The sequence below is a fragment of the Clostridium sp. Marseille-Q7071 genome (assembly GCF_965112025.1).
The window spans coordinates 31,597-49,614 of sequence record NZ_CBCOPR010000001.1; the positions used below are offsets into that span (position 1 = coordinate 31,597).

Consider the following 18,018-nt stretch of genomic DNA (forward strand, 5'->3'; position numbering starts at 1 on the left):
TTATTTTGATTAAAAATAATTTCCACTATAATTCTTCATTCTTCATACTTAATTCTTAATTATTTTACGCTGCTATGTTCTTCTTATTAGAAATATGCTTTTTATGTGGTAGCTTTTTATATATTAGCCAGTAGGTTATTCCTACCATTATAGCTCCACCTAACATATTTCCTAGGGTTACTGGTAATAAATTGTGTGCTGCTCCTTTTATTGTTAAGTTAGATAATTTTTCTGGAGCTACATGAGATGCTTCTACAAATAATGCATTACCTTTTGCAAGTAAACCTATTGAAAAATAATACATGTTTGCTACGCAGTGTTCAAATCCAGCTATAACAAATACGAAAATTGGTATAAAACCCATTAATACTTTTCCTGGCACTTCTTTTGCTGCATATGTACCCCATACACTAAGACATACTATTATGTTGCATAAAATCCCACTAAAGAATCCTTGAGATAATGTAAGATTTGCTTTTGTAGCTGCAACCTTTATGGCATATCCTCCAACTGCTCCTCCATTTAACTCAAGTAATCCTGCTCCATATATAAGTCCTGCTATTATTGCTGCTCCTATAAAGTTACCTATATAAACTAAGCTTAAGTTTCTTATCATATCACTAATTGATATTCTCTTTTGTGCTACTGCTACTGATAATAAGCAGTTTCCAGTAAATAACTCTGCTCCACATATCAAAACAAATAATAATCCCACTGGGAAAACTATACCAGCCATAACTTTTTGTAATCCGAAATTAGTTATGCTATGTGAAGCCACCGCTGATCCGTATGCTCCTAACGCTATAAATACTCCTGCCAACATTCCAAGAAGCAATGTCTGAGATGTCCTATTTTTAGCTTTTTTGACCCCCATTTCTTCAACATACTCTGTTATCTCTAGTGGTGATAACATCAACTTTTCCATTTACTTGCCCCTTTCACTTTACCCTTCTAAAGCATGCTTTCAACACGTTTAAAGTTTTTCATAATCATTATATTAAACAGCACCGTGATTATTATATTTTAGCTTTAGAGGGAAGTCAAGATTGTACAATGGAGAATTGAAATTCTTATTAATTAAAAATTAATAATGAAGAATGAAGAATTTGTGGATATTTCTCAGCAAAAGCTGAGAAATTTAGAATCAATTTATTTTTGAAGTTACATAGTAACTTTTTATAAAAAAACTAGCAATATGATTGCTAGTAAAAAAATCTATTAAAGAAATTAGTTTGATTAAAACTAATTTCAACCATAATACTTCATTCTTCATACTTAATTCTTCATTCTCACAGGTTCTCCATAGTATTAGTTAAGATTACCACGTATTGTTCCAAACTATACTGCACCTCAGGGGAACCCTAAAGGGCTTCACTACTGTTCCCCAGAGGTGAAAAAAGTGGCGAACACTGTTCGCCGCTACAATAAATCTATTTAAAAAATTATTTTGTTCAAAAATAATTTTAACCATAATTCTTCATTCTTCATGCTTAATTCTTCATTATTATAGTTTTTATTGTGAATTGTTAGAACCATTGTATATTATATATCTGCAGTTCATCTAGTTGCAGGTAGTCTGTTATGAATTCTTTTGGGAAGGTTCTAGCTAGTATTTGTTTGAATTTTGTTAGCTTCTCTTCCTCTGGTTTTTCTAGGTCTTCTTCTTTGTATTCTGTTTCTGTGAAGAAAGTTCCTTGAACTTTATAAGCAGTTTCATGATTTACTACATATAGATTGTTTTCTTTATCTAATTTTAAGTTACCGAATACAGTTGGTGGTAATTCTGTTTTCTCTATATTAGAGATTTTATAGTCTTTATTAAAATCTGCGCTATATATGCAATCTTTTACCTCACCAGTTTCTAGGTTTAAGGAAAATGTTTTAAATACTATTTTGCTATAGTCTTTTGAAATTACAGCATCTTGTATTTGCTCTTCATTGTTTTCCATCTCATATATTAATTTATCATTTATATATAAATTAGATTTATGATTAGGATCATTTCTTTTAGTTTTACTATATAGTAGTTCTTGACCATCATTATATATTCCCATTAAAATACCTTTAACAGAATTTACTTGCTTTTTAGAATTTATATCATATATTCCATAAGATAATACAGATGGATTTATATGTGCTGTAACTAATATATGTTCATCATCTAACCATTTAATTTCTGTTATGTTTTTTAAATCTTCATCTTCTATATCTATAACATCTATTTTTTCTTTTTTTATATTTTGAATCACAATTTGTGAATTATTTATCATATTTTGGTCTTGTTGAAATTTATAGGCTATGTTTTTATGATTAGGACTTAGAACAAGTAATTCTTTTCTTTTACTTGGATCTCCTATTACTTTTATTACTTCTTTCTTTTCATCATAAATGTATATATTGTTGTTTCTTTCAAAAACAGCTTTTAAATGTGCTTTTTCCGTCAATTTAACTTTGTTATCATCTTTCTTATCACAAGCATATAATAAGCAGGAAGCTAACACGACAAAAAGCAATAATAAATTAACAAACTTCTTACTTTTACTTCCTTTCTTAACTAGCATTTCCTCTACTCCCTTACTCATACTTTTCCTACATCACGAGAATAATTATACTCCTTAATATATACGTCTATCAATACAGAAAGGTTTTATTTAAGGTAATTTTAATAATAAAAGTTATACAATTGAGAATTGAAAACTGAAAATTTGACAATTATGGACATTTCTCAGCAAAAACTGAGAAATTTAAAATTGATTCTTTTTTAAGTTACACAGTAACTTTTCTATGATAAAAATTAGCAATTGTATTTCTAATAAAAAGATTAGTTAAAGAAATTAATTTCAACCGTAATTCTTCATCTTCATACTTAATTCTTAATTCTTAATTCTTATAGGTTTTTCATTAATTAAACTATTTCCCTAATGTAAAAGAGTGGCGAACACTGTTCGCCGTTACAAAAAAATCAATTAAAGAAATTAATTTATAAAATTAATTTCCACCGTAATTGTTCATTCTTCATACTTAATTCTTAATTCTTATAGTTTTTTTCATAGTGTTAGCTAAATTTATTAATGTTGTTCCAAACTATACTGCACCTCAGGGGTTTTAGTGTTGCATCGTTCCAAGAAAAATAAAATATAGAAACACATGTTAATATTTATTTGATAAATTTATAGGTAATTATTATACTTAATAGCAATTTACATATTTTTATCAATATATTTACAGTAATAATGCAAATATTATTGCGGGTATTTTTTAAAAAAAATTTAAATTTTTGCTAAAATCATGTTCCAAATAGTGAAACATCTTGAACGTTCATTAATAAGTTAGTTCGTATTATTCGCATTATTTTTAACATGGTCATGTTCTTTTTAGATTCTATATTTAAAATTTGCAATAATATATAAGATATTAATGCAGAGTAAATCTGTATTTTGAGTGCATTTTCATTGTGACCTATCCAATGCTTAATTGTTAGGTGTTGCTTAATCCACTTGAAAAAGCACTCAATTTTCCATCTTATTTTATAAAGATAAATTACCTTTCTTGCACATTTATTACGCATATTTGTTAATAATCTTATTTCTACCTCTTCATTTTTACTGTTAATATCAGTATAAGTAATTTCCCTATATACTCTTTTATTTTCATCTGTATCTTTATTTTTAATTGCATTGGCACCTAATAATATATCTCTATCTAATACATTGTCTTTTGAACAATATCTTTCCCCACAATAAAACACCTTAGCATCTGTATACAGTGGAGTAATAAATTGAATTTTATCATCATAAAGCGCACTATACCACTTATAGCTACGATATCCTCTATCAAATAAATATATGCTTCCATCATCCATAATAATGTTGTCTATACAATCCATATCCCTAATCTTTGAAGGAAATATATTAACTTTTTCAGGAATATCTTTTGTATAGTTATATAGTATATTAAATTTAATTGAAGATTTTTCACATTCATAATAAAGCTTCGGAGCTAATTTAGCAGCTATTTGAATTGTAGTAGAATCCATAATTTTTATATTTCCTAATTTCTTTGACGCTTTATTAAACCCAACTCTTTTTACAAAATAGCTCACAATATCTTGAAAAGTTTTTTCGAAAACCTGATAATTTCTTTGTTCATTTTTACGAGATATTTGAGATATACTTGGTAAGTTAAAAAGTTCTTGCATACTTGGTGTTTCCTTATAAACATCAACTAAAGCATGAAGTGAGTTATAATTAGAAACCTGTAGAAATATCATTGATTTTACGTGAGAAAAAGTATCAAAAGTTTTTGTTTTGAAATCACTATTGTACGTGTTTGCTAAATAATTTACTTTATTCCTAGAAATTGGTTTAATTAATTTTATAAAAACTTTTTCCATTTTTCTGCTGATCATGATAAATTACCTCCTTTAAAACAATTTTAATAATATTCTTATTAAAATATCAATAAGGTTTCTTTAGGTAATTTAGGATACTTATTCAAAGATACAACACTAAAACCTCAGGGGAACCCTAAAGGGCTTCACTACTGTTCCCCAGAGGTGGAAAACTAGCAATTGCATTGTTAGTAAAAAAATCTATTTAAAGAAATTAATTTGTAAAATTTAATTTCCACCACAATTGTCAATTGTCCATCGTCAATTATCCATTGATTAAGTTCCCCAGGGGTGATTATACATATAAAAAAAAGAACACCTAAATTACTTTAGGTATCCCTTTAATTTATATTTAAGTTCAAGTGTTATCAATTAAAAATTAAAAATAGTTTCATCTTTATATTCTATTCCCTATTTAAAATTAAATGCTTATTTATTTAAAGCTTTTTCTACCACTGATGAAATTAGGTTTTCATCAGTTATATATGGTAATGTAATATGATCTGTTGATGAATGTTTTTGGTTGTATTCTATAGAAGTTTCTATTGAGTGAGGGTTTCTTGCCCAGGCTCTTCTAGCAACTCCTCCCATAACATCCCATGCCATAGAAGATTTAATTATATCATCTACTCTTTCACTACCATCAAGCACAAGACCAAATCCACCATTTATTGATTTACTTGTTCCTACTCCTCCACCATTGTGAAGTGCTATAAGGCTCATGCCCCTTGCCGCATTTCCTGCAAAGCATTGAACAGCCATATCAGCCATAATATTACTTCCATCTTTTATATTAGAAGTTTCTCTGAATGGAGAGTCTGTTCCACTTACATCATGATGGTCACGACCTAACATTATTGGTCCAACTTCACCTTTTCTTACCATGTCATTGAACTTTAATGCTATATCTATTCTTCCTTGTGCATCTTGATATAGTATTCTAGCTTCTGTTCCAACTACTAGTTTATTTTTCTCTGCATCTTTAATCCAGATGTAGTTATCTCTATCTTGTCCTCTTCTATTTGGATCAATACATTCCATAGCTGCTTTATCAGTTTTTATTAAATCTTCATGATTTCTACTTAAACAAACCCATCTAAATGGTCCATATCCATAATCAAATAACATAGGTCCCATTATATCTTCTACATAAGATGGGAATATAAAGCCATCTTTTTCATCTATACCATTTTTAGCAATGTCTTTTGCTCCTGCATCATATACTGCTTTCATAAAGGCATTACCATAATCAAAGAAATATACTCCTCTAGAATCCAATATCTTAACCAGTTCATAATGTTTAAGTAGGGTTTTGTCTACTAATTCTTTAAATTTCTTTCTATCTTCTTTTAAAAGTCTAGTTCTTTCCTCAAAGCTTATACCCATAGGTGCATATCCACCTTCATAAGGAGCATGACATGAGGTTTGATCTGATAATAAATCTATTTTAATATTTTTATCTACAATATATTGTAGTAAATCAACAACATTTCCATGGTAAGCAATTGAAATTGCTTCTTCATTTTTAACTTTTTCTAAAACTACTTTAAATATTTCATCAAGATTATCAGAAGCCATTGATACCCAGCCTTGATCTAACCTTGTTTTTATTCTTGAATAATCAACTTCTGCAACTATTCCAACACCATTAGCTATTTCTATAGCCTTAGGCTGTGCACCACTCATTCCCCCAAGTCCTGATGTTACAAATATTTTTCCTCTTAAATCTCCATCTTGAGGTACTCCAAGTTTTAACCTTCCTGCATTTAATATAGTATTGAAGGTTCCGTGTACTATACCTTGAGGTCCTATATACATCCATCCCCCTGCAGTCATTTGACCATAGTTGGCAACTCCTAATTGAGTAGCTGTATGAAAATCTTCTGGATTATCAAACATACCTATCATAAGGCCATTAGTATTTATAACTCTTGGTGCCTTCTTAGAACTTCTAAATAGTCCTAATGGATGTCCTGATTCAACAACTAAAGTTTGTTCATCAGTAATGTTTTCTAAATATTTCATTATAAGTCTATATTGCATCCAGTTTTGACACACTTGACCTGTCTCCCCATAAGTAACAAGCTCATAAGGATATAGTGCTACATCAAAATCTAGGTTATTATCTATCATTACTTGGAAGGCTTTACCCTCCATACAATTTCCTTTATATTCATCTATAGATTTACCGTAAATTCTTCCCTCTGGTCTAAAACGGTAACCATAAATTCTTCCTCTTGTTAATAATTCTTCCATAAACTCTGGAGCTAGCTCTGCATGATACTTTTCAGGTATGTATCTTAGTGCATTTTTAAGCGCAAGTTCTGCTTGAGCTTTTGTTAATGTAAAGCCTCTATCCGGAGCTCTTCTAATGCCCTCTTGAAATTTTGGCATATTAGGTAGTTCATCTTCTAATTTAATAATCATAGCTTTTTCAATATCTAAATTATTTAACATATAGCCACCCCCAAATACAATTTACAATTTAGAATAATTCTATCTATAAAATTACCTTTTACAGGCATCTGAAAGAAAATAACAAGTCGAAGATATTAGTTTATTTTATATCGAACAAATTATCAGTTTATACTCATAGTAATGCCATGAGCTAATCTGACAACATAATATGATGCAAAATAAGCTAACATAGTGGCTGCTTATTTTTCCAAGTACCTTATTACAAGTTTTTAACTGTACAAAGTTATTTCTCTCAATCGTCAATTGTGTATAATTTCTATAAATTACTTAAAAATTACTTTTATAATAAGAAATTAATATATTAAAATTAATTTCAAAAATACAATTTACAATATATAAAATACTCAATCTTAAAGAATTACTTTTACCCCGTTGTGAACTCTTAACTGTACAAAATTATCTTCCTTAATTGTCAACTGCATATAATTCTCAAAAATAATTGAGAACTTTTCAATTTGATATTATGATTTTACTTTACATAATTATTTTTTAAAATTATTATGTTTCAAATTTGCTTTAAATATCATTTGCATATCATTATCAATTGTCTATGACATTATCTTAATTGATAAAACGCTAAAATAATGCATTACAAAGAAATATTAAACTACACACTACTCTATATTCTTTATAAACTCAAAAAATCCTTCCAAAAATATTAACTTTTTTCACAATTTAGCATATTATATCTTTTTGATACATAAATTCATTATTTTTACTTTATTACATTAACGTGTTAAAGTAAACTAATTTAATTCACAATTCACAGTGCAAAATTCACAATTGTGGATATTTCTCAGCATTAACTTCCACCCCTGGGGTCTATAACAAAATTATAGGTTTTAAAGCAAAATTAAAATAGCTACAAAAATCCAATCTGTAGCTACTTTCTATATAGACCCCTGGGGTGCAGTATGGTATGGCACAATAATTACAACATTAAAGAATGCTTAAAATATATTGCCTATCTCCATAATTCTAATTTAAGCTCACTGGCTTTGCTCCGAACTATGCTGCACCTCAGGGGAACCCTAAAGGGCTTCACTACTGTTCCCCAGAGGTGAAAAAACTTATTTAAAAACTTTATTTAATTCTTCCGTTCCTTCAACTACAAATCTTCCTTCTCTAATAATATCTATTTTTTCTCCGCTTTTCGTTATTACAGAGATAAATTTTAATCCATCATATGGAAGGGTTATATCTGTATGACAACCTGTATATGCTTCCTGTGGATTTGTTTTTCTTAATATAGATTTTTCATTATCACGAGCAATAATTTCTTTATTGTCTGGATTATAAACAGGTAAATCCTCGCAATATGAGAAGCATGTATCACCTACTGCAAAGTGAGGTCCCATTTTTTCAACTATTAATATTGGAAGTAAATTAACTATTCCATGCTTTTGTGCTATAACATAAGCTAGTGTATTAGTTCCTATAGCGAATTCTCCTAATGGAAGAGTTTGGTTCGGGAATAATAAATTTTCTTGAATATATTTTTTATTTTCTTCTTCCTCTTCAAAATTAGTGCAACTATATTCTTCAATAAATCCATCCTTAAATTTCAGTTCAAGGTTATTGTATTTTAAATCATCTAAATAAACTTCTTCAACATGAAGTATTCCGTTAGTATCTTTTAATACTGGAGATGTAAATACCTCTCCTACTGGAATATTAACATCAGCAACACAATTTTCAAAGTTGGTTTCTTTTTCTGGGTTTTTAAGCTCATGCATTTTAACCATTATATCTGTTTTATTTGCACCTTTTCCTTTTACATGAACAAATTCACCTTTGTCTAATATATCTATAATTTTTTGTTGAATTACTTCATACTTCTTACTATCTAACATGTTTATTTCTAATGTATCTTCAAAGATTTCCTCAAATTTTTCTCCTATTTCAGGAGTTGGGAAAGCTATGATTGTAAAACTTGTCTCTGCTTCTGGAAGATACTTATCTTCTTCTCTTCTTATGTTATTCTTATATTCTTGGAATAACGCTGATTGTTCTTCACTCAATTTTAAAGCTTCTTTTTTACTTTCTGGTGCAAAAGGTATTTCTCCAAAACTTTCAAAAACTAATATTCCTGAATATTTTGCAAGATCTTCTTTAAATTCTTCTAGTTTTTTCTTGGAAGTTTCTATTTTTAAATCAGCATATTCCTTATTAAAGAATAATCCAATATCAAACCTATGATCGTAAGTTAATTGCTTATTAGCATCTGTAGTATCTGCCTTTGATAAAATTGAATCTAATCCATATGCTTTAAGCTTTTTAATAAGAGCTCTAGTTATTTGTTCTTGTCCTACATAGACTATAAGTAAAGCTGTAGATTTTTTAGTGTAATCTTTATTATCTCTTTTAAATCCACTAATATAAGCTTCACAAACTGTATTTGCTATTGTATCTATCTTGTCATAATTATTTAAAAATTTAGCAGTTTTTATTTCATTGTCACTTATATATTCACCATATTTAAATAAATATCTTAAATCTGATAAATCTTCATCTTCAACTATAGTTTTTACATAAGAACTTGTTTTTATAAATAAATCTGATAATCTTTCTTTAACTTCAAATTCTACAACTGATTTTTCGAATTCAAAAATAAGATTTTTTATTTGCTCTGCATTGACTTCATGATTTATAACATAATTATATAAATCTAAAAATAATTTGTTGTAAGCATTAATTCTAGCTTTTTTATGCAAAAAAGCATATTTTATATATTCTCTGTACTTATTAGCTAACATTGAAGTTATTTTACCTAATTCTTCCCCAAAAACCTCAACAGCATAGCTTGGATTGCAGTAGCTTGTCTTGTAATTTTCGCCTCTTATAGGCTCGTAAAGTTTATGATTTTCTTCAAGTAATTCTTCAAAACTTTTAGATTTGAAATACTCATCATTTAATTTTTCTTCCAAATCACAAAGATTAGATATAAATGACGCTAATTCTCTTAAAAATAAACAAAACTTACTATTATCACAGCAGCACTTTTCTTTTGCAGCAATAGACTTTATTATGGCTATAGAGTTTCTATAATCCACTTCATTAAAATCATAAAAATTCATGGTAATCCCCCCTTTTATTGTATAAAATATTACCATATATTGAGAAAATAGACAACGAATAAATCAATTCATAACTGAATTTAATTCACAATTCACAATGCATAGTTCACAATTGTAGACATTTCTCAGTGAAAACTGAGAAATTTAAAATTGATTAACTGTAGCGGCGAACAGTGTTCGCCATAACCATTACATCATGATATGTATAAAAAATGGCGAACACTGCTCTCCGCTACAAAATATATTAAAGAAATTAATTCGTGAAGAATTAATTTCAACCTTAATTGTCAATTTTCCATTGTCAATTCTCAATTGCCTAACTATCTTTCTCCAAGTTTTAAATTTGGTATGGCATTTAAGGTTAAGTCTGAGGTTCTTCCGTTTAAGTATTCAAAATATGCTGCGCTTCCTATCATAGCTGCGTTGTCGGTACATAATACCATTGGCGGGAATAGTACTTTTATATCATTCTTATCTCCAGCTTTTATCATGGCTTCTCTTAAAGCAGAGTTAGCTGCAACCCCTCCAGCTATAGCAATTTTGTCTACCTTTTTTATTTTACAAGCTTTTATAGCATTATCTACAAGTACATCTACTACTGCCTTTTGGAAAGATGCCGCAGTATCAGCTACGTTTATTTCTTCATTTTTCATTTCCATTTTGTTTAAATAGTTTAAAACTGATGATTTTATTCCACTAAAAGAAAAGTCTAAGCTTTCTTCATGAAAATTTGCTCTAGGAAACTTTATTGCATTTTCATTTCCTTCCTTAGCAATTTTATCAATTTTAGGTCCTCCTGGATATCCAAGTCCTAAAGCACGAGCAACTTTATCAAATGCTTCTCCTGCTGCATCATCTCTAGTTTCTCCCATTACTTCAAAATCTCCATAGTCTTTCATATGTACTACAAAAGTATGTCCACCTGATACTACAAGGGTTACAAAAGGTGGTTCTAACTCTTTATATTCTATAAAATTTGCACTTATATGTCCTTCTATATGATTTACTCCAATTAGCGGTATGTCTAAAGAATAAGCTAGAGATTTAGCATATTGAAGTCCAACTAACAACGCACCAACTAATCCTGGTCCATAAGTTACTCCTATAGCATCTATATCTTGAAAAGTTAAATTAGCTTCATCTAATGCTTCTTGAACCACTGCACTTATGGCTTCTATATGTTTTCTTGAAGCAACCTCTGGCACTACCCCTCCAAATTTTTGATGTATATCTATCTGAGAAGATATTATATTAGATAATACCTCTCTTCCATTAACCACTACTGCTGCAGAAGTTTCATCACAACTTGACTCTATAGCAAGTATTTTAAAATCCTTCTTCATAATGTCACCTACTTTTTTTACTTTGTTTAATTAAAAAACTTACACAATTGAGAATGGAAAATTGAGAATTGATTCTCTTTGAAGTGATAAGGTCAATTTTATTAAAAATCTATTAAAGAAATTAGTTTGACAAAACTAATTTCCTCCTTAATTCTTAATTCCTGCAATTTCTCCATAATACTAGTTAAATTTATTAGTCTTGTTCCGAACTATACTGCACCTCAGGGGAACCCTAAAGGGCTTCACTACTGTTCCCCAGAGGTGGAAAACTAGCGATTGTATTGCTAGTAAAAAATCGACTAAAGAAATTAATTTAATAAAAATTAATTTCCTCCTCAATCGTCGGATTAGTACACCTCAAATGGGACACTATATACTAATTACTAGCTTATCCTTAAATTTACAATTTTTTAGATTATAGAACTCATCAGGAGTTCTATAATCTATTGATGAATGGACTCGTATAGTGTTATATCCATATACATATTTATCAATGATGGCTTCCGCCTCTTCTAAACTATTAAATATCTTGCCAGCTAGACACTCATCTTGAAGATACCTATGATATGACTCTATATGTGCATTATAGTTCGGGCTATGCACTGGAATCCTTTCATGGATCACCTTTTCTTTTATACATAGCTTTTCAAAGTCATGAGCTATAAACTGTGAACCATTGTCCGTACGGACAGTAAGTCCGTCAACAGCATCTTTGATGCTTCTGTTGTATAATGCTATAAGCAATACTTCTTGCGCTGCTTCAGCATTAGCAGAAGGTGATAGCTTACATGCTATAATACTTCTATCAAAAACATCAATAATTGAAGCTAAATAAGCAACTTCACGTGTACCAGCAATATACACATACTTTGTGTCCATCTCCCAAAGTTGATTAGACTGTTTAACTAAGTGATTCTTACAAACACGTTTATATCTTGTAACTGGCTCCTTAGATTTCTGTATCATCCCTAATATACTCATTAGCCGATATACCTTTTTCTTGTTTATCTTTAAGCAATACCTTCGTTTAAGAACTGCTGTAACCTTCTTGTAACCATAGTGTCGTCCATGGTCACAGGACTTTATTTCCATAATGTACTTTTGTATTACTAAGTCACTTACTTTTACATTATCAATATTATAGCTAAATCCTGGAATAACTCCCTCTTTTCTTACAATGGGTGTATTTCCATCTTTTTTAGCTTGTTTTCTTCGATAGTATGTAGATCTATTCAGTCCTAGTATCCTAAGAATGCTTGCTACTGGTGCTCCACATGCTATCCATTCCTCTGCATACTCATAATAATCTATTTCATTTTCTTTTTTTTTAATAAATCTCTCAATACTGCTATTTCTAGGTCTTTCTGTTTATTTTCTTCAACAAGTTTTTTATACTCTTTCTTATAATTCACAATTATATTTTCTTCCTTAGGTTCCTTTGGTTTCAACGTTTGTTGATATCTCCTATAATTCCCTTTCCATGTTGATAGCAATTTAGGATTAATATCATATTTTGCAGCAACTAAAGCATTGCTTCCATATTCCAATGCCTCCTTAACAATTGCAACTCGTTCTTCTTCTGTAAACTTTCTTGTAAATTTTGTAGTCATATTTTACCCCCTCAACCTTGCTTTTTTATTGTATAGTCATTTGAACGAAGTGTCTAACATCTTGAGGGGGTCTATGAGTCGTCCATTGTCCATTGTCAATTCTCCATTAACAAAGTTATTAATCCTTACTATTATACACTTTCATTATGTTTATAATCAATTTTTCTAGAACAACTTTTTAAAGCATGCTTTACATAAAAGAGTTTTGCCTTTATTTGCAGATATGGCGTTTTCTTTTGAAATGCCCTTTCCACATATTTCACAAAGTAGAGTATTATTATTTTCTTTCTTTTCTTTAAAATTATTGTTACCTATCTGATTTTTTTTATTTGAAGGTGGCGAATATTCTATAGGTTCTTGAGGATTATCTAATTTCTCTATGGAATAATTCATTTTATAGATGCTTTCTCCAAATAACTCAAGCTCAAAACGAGGATTTTTTTCATCATAAAATTCTTCTATTATAAGCCTTCTAACTTGAGCATCATTTATAATAAGTCCACTTTTCTCTATGCCATCAAAAATACTTTTAGTTATATTATTCGTATCAGGATGACGCTTTCGAGATTTATAATAAACTTTTAGAATTGCAATTAATGATTCACTAAGTACTACATTAGGATTCTGTATCCTGCATTCATAAGCTATTTCTTCCTCATAAAGTGCATATCTATCATGATATTTTCCTGATCTATAAGGAAGTATAGCTCTACCATTTATATTGAAAAGCTTAAAATTAGATTTAGAAATAGGTGAACCTTTTACTATAACTTTTGCATAATTTTTACTCATAAATACTCCTTTTCGATCAATTAAAATTATTAAATTATAAATAATTGTTTTCCTAATTCTAAAATTATAACACAAAACATATGTTTGCACATAATTTACTTCATAAAATTTAACATTTTCATAACCTGTTTAACATTAAAATAACTTGAATTTGAACTAATGTTGGGCTTAATATATAATATATATTTAAATAACATAACCTAATAATAGGTATTTAAACAATCAGGGGGCACATTATGACAAAAAACAAATATACAAAAAGTCTTTCAATGACTCTTATAAATACTATAGTATTTATAGGATTTCTGCTTCTTATTGATTCTTATAGAAGAAGTGAAGCAATACATGAAATCTTTATAGCTGGTGGTATTTATTTCGGAGTTATATATGTAATTCAGGTTATAACTTGTAAGTTAGAAGAAAAAGGAGCTATTGTTGAACCTGAAACTAAAAATAAGAAAAATACTTAGAGACTTTTTATAAAAATGATTAATTAATGGTTACTTAACCAAAAGGATATCTGAATATTTCAGATATCCTTTTTTAATTAACAAGGTTATACGATTTTTCATTAAGAATTAATAATGAAGAATGAAGGATTTATGGGTACTTCTCCTATATAGGAGAAGTTTTTAATTTATTTGTCCTAAAGTTACACAGTAACTTTTTATGAATAACTAGCAATTGTATTGCTAATAAAAAAGCATATTCAAAAAATTAATTCGTAGAAAGAATTAATTTCAACTATAATTCTTCATTCTTCATACTTAACTCTTAATCTTCATAAGTTCTCCATTGATTAAGTTGTGAATTATTTTAAAAATGGTACATATAAATAATTAAAAGGTGGTGATTTTATTAAGTTAAAAAATATTTCTCTAAAAACTAAATTAATATCATTACTTGCTATTTTTCTTTTAATTTTAATTATAATTTTTTCTATTAATCTATCTATAAAAAATAATAGAGAAGTAAAAAAAGAAATGATATATCATCAATTAATAGATGTTAAAGAACTTGTTACTGTTAAATATAATTATTCTCATGTAATATCACTAAAAGATAATTTTAAATTCAATGATTTAGTAATTCCTTTTACTGAAAAATCCCTTATTTTAAAATATGATGGTTATATAAAAGCGGGGGTAATTTTAGATAAATCAGAGATAATATTAAAAGGTAATAAACTAATTATAACCTTGCCTAATTCTATTATATTGGACCATATTATAAACGAGGACGATGTATCAATACTAGATGAAAGAACTTCTATATTTAATCCAATTCAAAGCAATGATGCATTCCAAGAAATTTTAAAATCTAAAAAAGAAAGAGAAGAAGAACTAATTAAAAGTGGTTTTTTAAATGAAGTAAATACTACCACTGAAGAATTCTTAAAAAATTTCTTTGAAGAACTTAATTATGAGGTAATAGTGGAGTTTAGATAATTGAGAATTAAAAATGAAGAATGAAGGATTTATGGGTACTTCTCCTATATAGGAGAAGTTTTTAATTTATTTGTCCTAAAGTTACACAGTAACTTTTTATGAATAACTAGCAATTGTATTACTAGTAAAAAAGTATATTCAAGAAATTAATTAGTAAAAAATTAATTTTAATCATAATTCTTCATTCTTCATACTTAACTTTTACTCTTCATAAATTCTCCATTGATTAAGTTCCCCAAATTGATGAAAAAAGCGGCGAACACTGTTCACCGCTACGATAGATTTATTAAAGAAATTAGTTTGTTCAAAACTTATTTCAACCATAATCCTTCATTCTTCATACTTAATTCTTAATTGCCTAACTACCAGCTTCCAGATGAACCTCCTCCACCAGATGAGCCTCCTCCGAAGCCGCCACCGCCTCCTGAGGAACCTCCACCAAAGCCTCCGCCAGATCCACCTCTTCCACCTCTTCCATTTCTTCTTCCAAGGCTGCTATAGAATAACATTCTACATATTCTTCCTCTATTAAACATAATGTCTATTATTACTAAGAATATTATAATACCTATACCTATATTTCCAGAAATAGAATTTGTGTTTTCTTGGGGAGTAGATACTTTTAAATTTTTGTCTAAAGTTACACCATATTCTTTGGCAATATCATCAGCAAATACACTATATGCCTCTAAAAGTCCTAAACCATATTCTCCATTTCTAAATCTAGGTTTTGCAACCTCTTCCATCACTTGATTTGAGTATATGTCTGGTATAGCTCCTTCAAGGCCTCTTCCTACTTCAACTCTCCATTTTTTATCTTCTACTGCTACAAGTATTAAAAGTCCATTGTCTTTATCTTTCTTACCTACTCCCCAAGTTCTAAAAAGCTTATTAGCATAATCTTCAATAGGATAATCATCTAAAGATTTTATTATTACGGTAGTCATTTCTGCAGAAGTTTTCCTTTCAACTTCTCCTCCTATCGCCATAAATTGCTGTTTGCTTTTCTTATCCAGTATTCCTACATAGTCATTTACATATTTATATTCTGTAACTTTAGGAAAATCTATTGCCCATGTAGCTTTAGGGACTATAAAAGTAAATAATAAAAAAAAGCTTAAAATTAAAGTTTTTAACTTATTATTTTTAATTAGCCTTCTCATAGATTATCACTTACTTAAACTCAACTTTTGGAACTTCTTTAGCACCTTCAGCTGCTTTATAGAATTGTTTTTCATCAAATCCAAACATAGAAGCTACAATATTAGTTGGAAATTTTCTTCTTTTACTATTGTACTCAGATACAATTCTATTATAATCTTCTCTTCCAATTGCTATTCTATTTTCTGTTCCTTCTAAAGCAATAGTTAAATCCTTAAAGTTTTGATTTGATTTTAATTCTGGATACCTTTCTACAACTACTAAAAGTCTTGATAATGCATTTGAAAGCTCTGCATCTGCATTAGCTCTTTCCTCTACTGTTTGAGCACCAGATAATTTTGCTCTAGATTCTGCAATTGACGTGAAAATTTCTTTTTCTTGTGATGCATAACCTTGAACGGTAGATACCAAATTTGGTATTAAATCTGATCTCCTTTGAAGCTGAGCATCAATATTTGCTTCAGCAGTTTTTACCTGCTGATCTAATGAAACAAGTTTATTATATGTTCCCACTACTGGAAATAACATAATAGCAAATACAACAACTACTATTAATACTGTTCTTAAAGTCTTTCCCATTTTAAAAACCTCCCTTTAGTCAATTGAAAATTGACAATTGACAATTGACAATTGTGGACATTTCTCAGCTACCTCTGAGAAATTTTAAATTGATTCTTTTTTGAAGTTACAGAGTAACTTCTTATGACTAGCAATTACATTGCTAGTTAAAGATAAGTTTTAAGAAATTATTTTTCCTAAAAATATTTCCTCCTTAATTGTCAATTGTCCATAGTCAATTCTCCATTGTATAAATTGTCCATTTCCCATTGATTAAGTTGTGAATTATAAATTCTGCATTATTTTAAAGTTTTCCAAGTTCAACAAATAAACATTGATTATTTTCTATGTTGAATCCTAATTCCTTTGCTTTGCTTATTACTTCATCATTATAGGAACCTGGTTGGAACCAAAGGTTCTTTATTCCATGTTCTTTTATAGTTTCTAGTGAATTTAATGCAATTTTAGGATTTACAATTACGCTTATCCCTTCTACATTTTCTGGTAATTGTTCTACAGAAGAAGCTATTTTTATTCCTTCAATTTCATTATATTTAGGGTTTATACCGTATACTGTATATCCTTTTTCTCCTAACCTTTTTAATATTTTGTATCCGAATTTACTTTGATCATCTGTTGCACCTAAAACAGCCCACTTTTTTATCTCAAGCATTTTATTCATAATCTCTCTCTCCTTCTTAGGTATCTGTAATAAAATAACTGGTTAAATATAATAAGAATATTTTCTGTCCCATACAGAATAATTTACACTAATAATGATATATGAGAAAATTACACTAAATCAAATTAAAAGAAAATACATATCATATTGATTAGCTATTTACTAATACCTTAATTAATATTTATTAAATTATTATCTCCAGTAAAGTCATATATAATGTTCATATTTTAAAATAATAATCATCTTATTACAAAAATATCTAATAATTAATAAAATTATTAATAAAATTAATAACTTTATTAATATATAATTTAACCATTATTTTAAAATATCACAATATATTTATATTATATTATACCTATTAAAGATTTTTGTAAATAATGTATAAAAATCTAATATTTTTGTGTTAGCACTAATCTAATCTTTGTTATATAATATAATATATAAAATAAGTGCTATATTATTATATATATAGTGTA

Annotated in this window: 14 protein-coding genes; 2 read left to right on the forward strand and 12 right to left on the reverse strand. The window is 28.5% G+C overall.

The features are described 5' to 3' along the window. Positions 1 to 64: 64 nt before the first annotated feature. The 9 genes from ACWPW7_RS00095 to ACWPW7_RS00135 all read right to left on the reverse strand — a co-directional run bounded on the left by ACWPW7_RS00095 (position 65) and on the right by ACWPW7_RS00135 (position 13,690). A complete protein-coding gene (locus tag ACWPW7_RS00095) occupies positions 65 to 925 on the reverse strand; it encodes a formate/nitrite transporter family protein (RefSeq protein ID WP_454051884.1) in 861 nt (286 codons plus the stop codon). Between the two features lie 601 nt (positions 926 to 1,526). Then, complete coding sequence (locus tag ACWPW7_RS00100) at positions 1,527 to 2,582, reverse strand: hypothetical protein (protein ID WP_454051885.1); 1,056 nt, start codon at positions 2,580 to 2,582, stop codon at positions 1,527 to 1,529. A gap of 704 nt (positions 2,583 to 3,286) precedes the next feature. Then, complete coding sequence (locus tag ACWPW7_RS00105; RefSeq protein ID WP_454051886.1) at positions 3,287 to 4,408, reverse strand: IS4 family transposase; 1,122 nt, start codon at positions 4,406 to 4,408, stop codon at positions 3,287 to 3,289. A 411-nt stretch (positions 4,409 to 4,819) separates the two neighbouring features. Further along, positions 4,820 to 6,847 (reverse strand): urocanate hydratase, encoded by a 2,028-nt coding sequence (locus tag ACWPW7_RS00110; RefSeq protein WP_454051887.1) that lies wholly within the window; start codon positions 6,845 to 6,847, stop codon positions 4,820 to 4,822. A 1,091-nt stretch (positions 6,848 to 7,938) separates the two neighbouring features. After that, on the reverse strand, positions 7,939 to 9,945 hold the full coding sequence (locus tag ACWPW7_RS00115) for an aminopeptidase (protein WP_454051888.1): 2,007 nt from the start codon (positions 9,943 to 9,945) through the stop codon (positions 7,939 to 7,941). Positions 9,946 to 10,265: 320 nt separating this feature from the next. Further along, the gene (gene tsaD, locus ACWPW7_RS00120) at positions 10,266 to 11,288 is read right to left on the reverse strand and encodes a tRNA (adenosine(37)-N6)-threonylcarbamoyltransferase complex transferase subunit TsaD (protein ID WP_454051889.1); all 1,023 of its coding nucleotides are present in this window, start codon (positions 11,286 to 11,288) and stop codon (positions 10,266 to 10,268) included. A 369-nt stretch (positions 11,289 to 11,657) separates the two neighbouring features. Continuing rightward, positions 11,658 to 12,632, reverse strand: coding sequence for an IS3 family transposase (locus ACWPW7_RS00125; protein WP_454055450.1), 975 nt, complete (start codon positions 12,630 to 12,632; stop codon positions 11,658 to 11,660). After that, a complete protein-coding gene (locus tag ACWPW7_RS00130) occupies positions 12,596 to 12,898 on the reverse strand; it encodes a transposase (RefSeq protein ID WP_454051890.1) in 303 nt (100 codons plus the stop codon). The genes ACWPW7_RS00125 and ACWPW7_RS00130 overlap by 37 nt, the downstream gene beginning before the upstream one ends. Positions 12,899 to 13,063: 165 nt before the next feature. Further along, positions 13,064 to 13,690, reverse strand: a complete 627-nt coding sequence (locus ACWPW7_RS00135; protein ID WP_291564605.1) for a RusA family crossover junction endodeoxyribonuclease — start codon at positions 13,688 to 13,690, stop codon at positions 13,064 to 13,066. A 236-nt stretch (positions 13,691 to 13,926) separates the two neighbouring features. Here ACWPW7_RS00135 and ACWPW7_RS00140 point away from each other — a divergent pair, with 236 nt between their 5' ends. Both ACWPW7_RS00140 and ACWPW7_RS00145 read left to right on the forward strand, forming a co-directional pair. Then, positions 13,927 to 14,160 (forward strand): hypothetical protein, encoded by a 234-nt coding sequence (locus ACWPW7_RS00140; RefSeq protein ID WP_454051891.1) that lies wholly within the window; start codon positions 13,927 to 13,929, stop codon positions 14,158 to 14,160. 513 nt (positions 14,161 to 14,673) lie between these two features. Next, on the forward strand, positions 14,674 to 15,138 hold the full coding sequence (locus tag ACWPW7_RS00145; RefSeq protein ID WP_454051892.1) for a DUF4230 domain-containing protein: 465 nt from the start codon (positions 14,674 to 14,676) through the stop codon (positions 15,136 to 15,138). A 362-nt stretch (positions 15,139 to 15,500) separates the two neighbouring features. Here ACWPW7_RS00145 and ACWPW7_RS00150 read toward each other — a convergent pair whose 3' ends face one another. From ACWPW7_RS00150 to ACWPW7_RS00160, 3 genes are all read right to left on the reverse strand, one after another. Continuing rightward, on the reverse strand, positions 15,501 to 16,301 hold the full coding sequence (locus ACWPW7_RS00150; protein WP_454051893.1) for a TPM domain-containing protein: 801 nt from the start codon (positions 16,299 to 16,301) through the stop codon (positions 15,501 to 15,503). A 10-nt stretch (positions 16,302 to 16,311) separates the two neighbouring features. Then, entirely contained in the window at positions 16,312 to 16,878 is a 567-nt protein-coding gene (locus ACWPW7_RS00155; RefSeq protein ID WP_454051894.1) for a LemA family protein, read from the reverse strand. 283 nt (positions 16,879 to 17,161) lie between these two features. Further along, on the reverse strand, positions 17,162 to 17,539 hold the full coding sequence (locus ACWPW7_RS00160) for a CoA-binding protein (protein ID WP_454051895.1): 378 nt from the start codon (positions 17,537 to 17,539) through the stop codon (positions 17,162 to 17,164). Between the last annotated feature and the right edge of the window lie 479 nt (positions 17,540 to 18,018).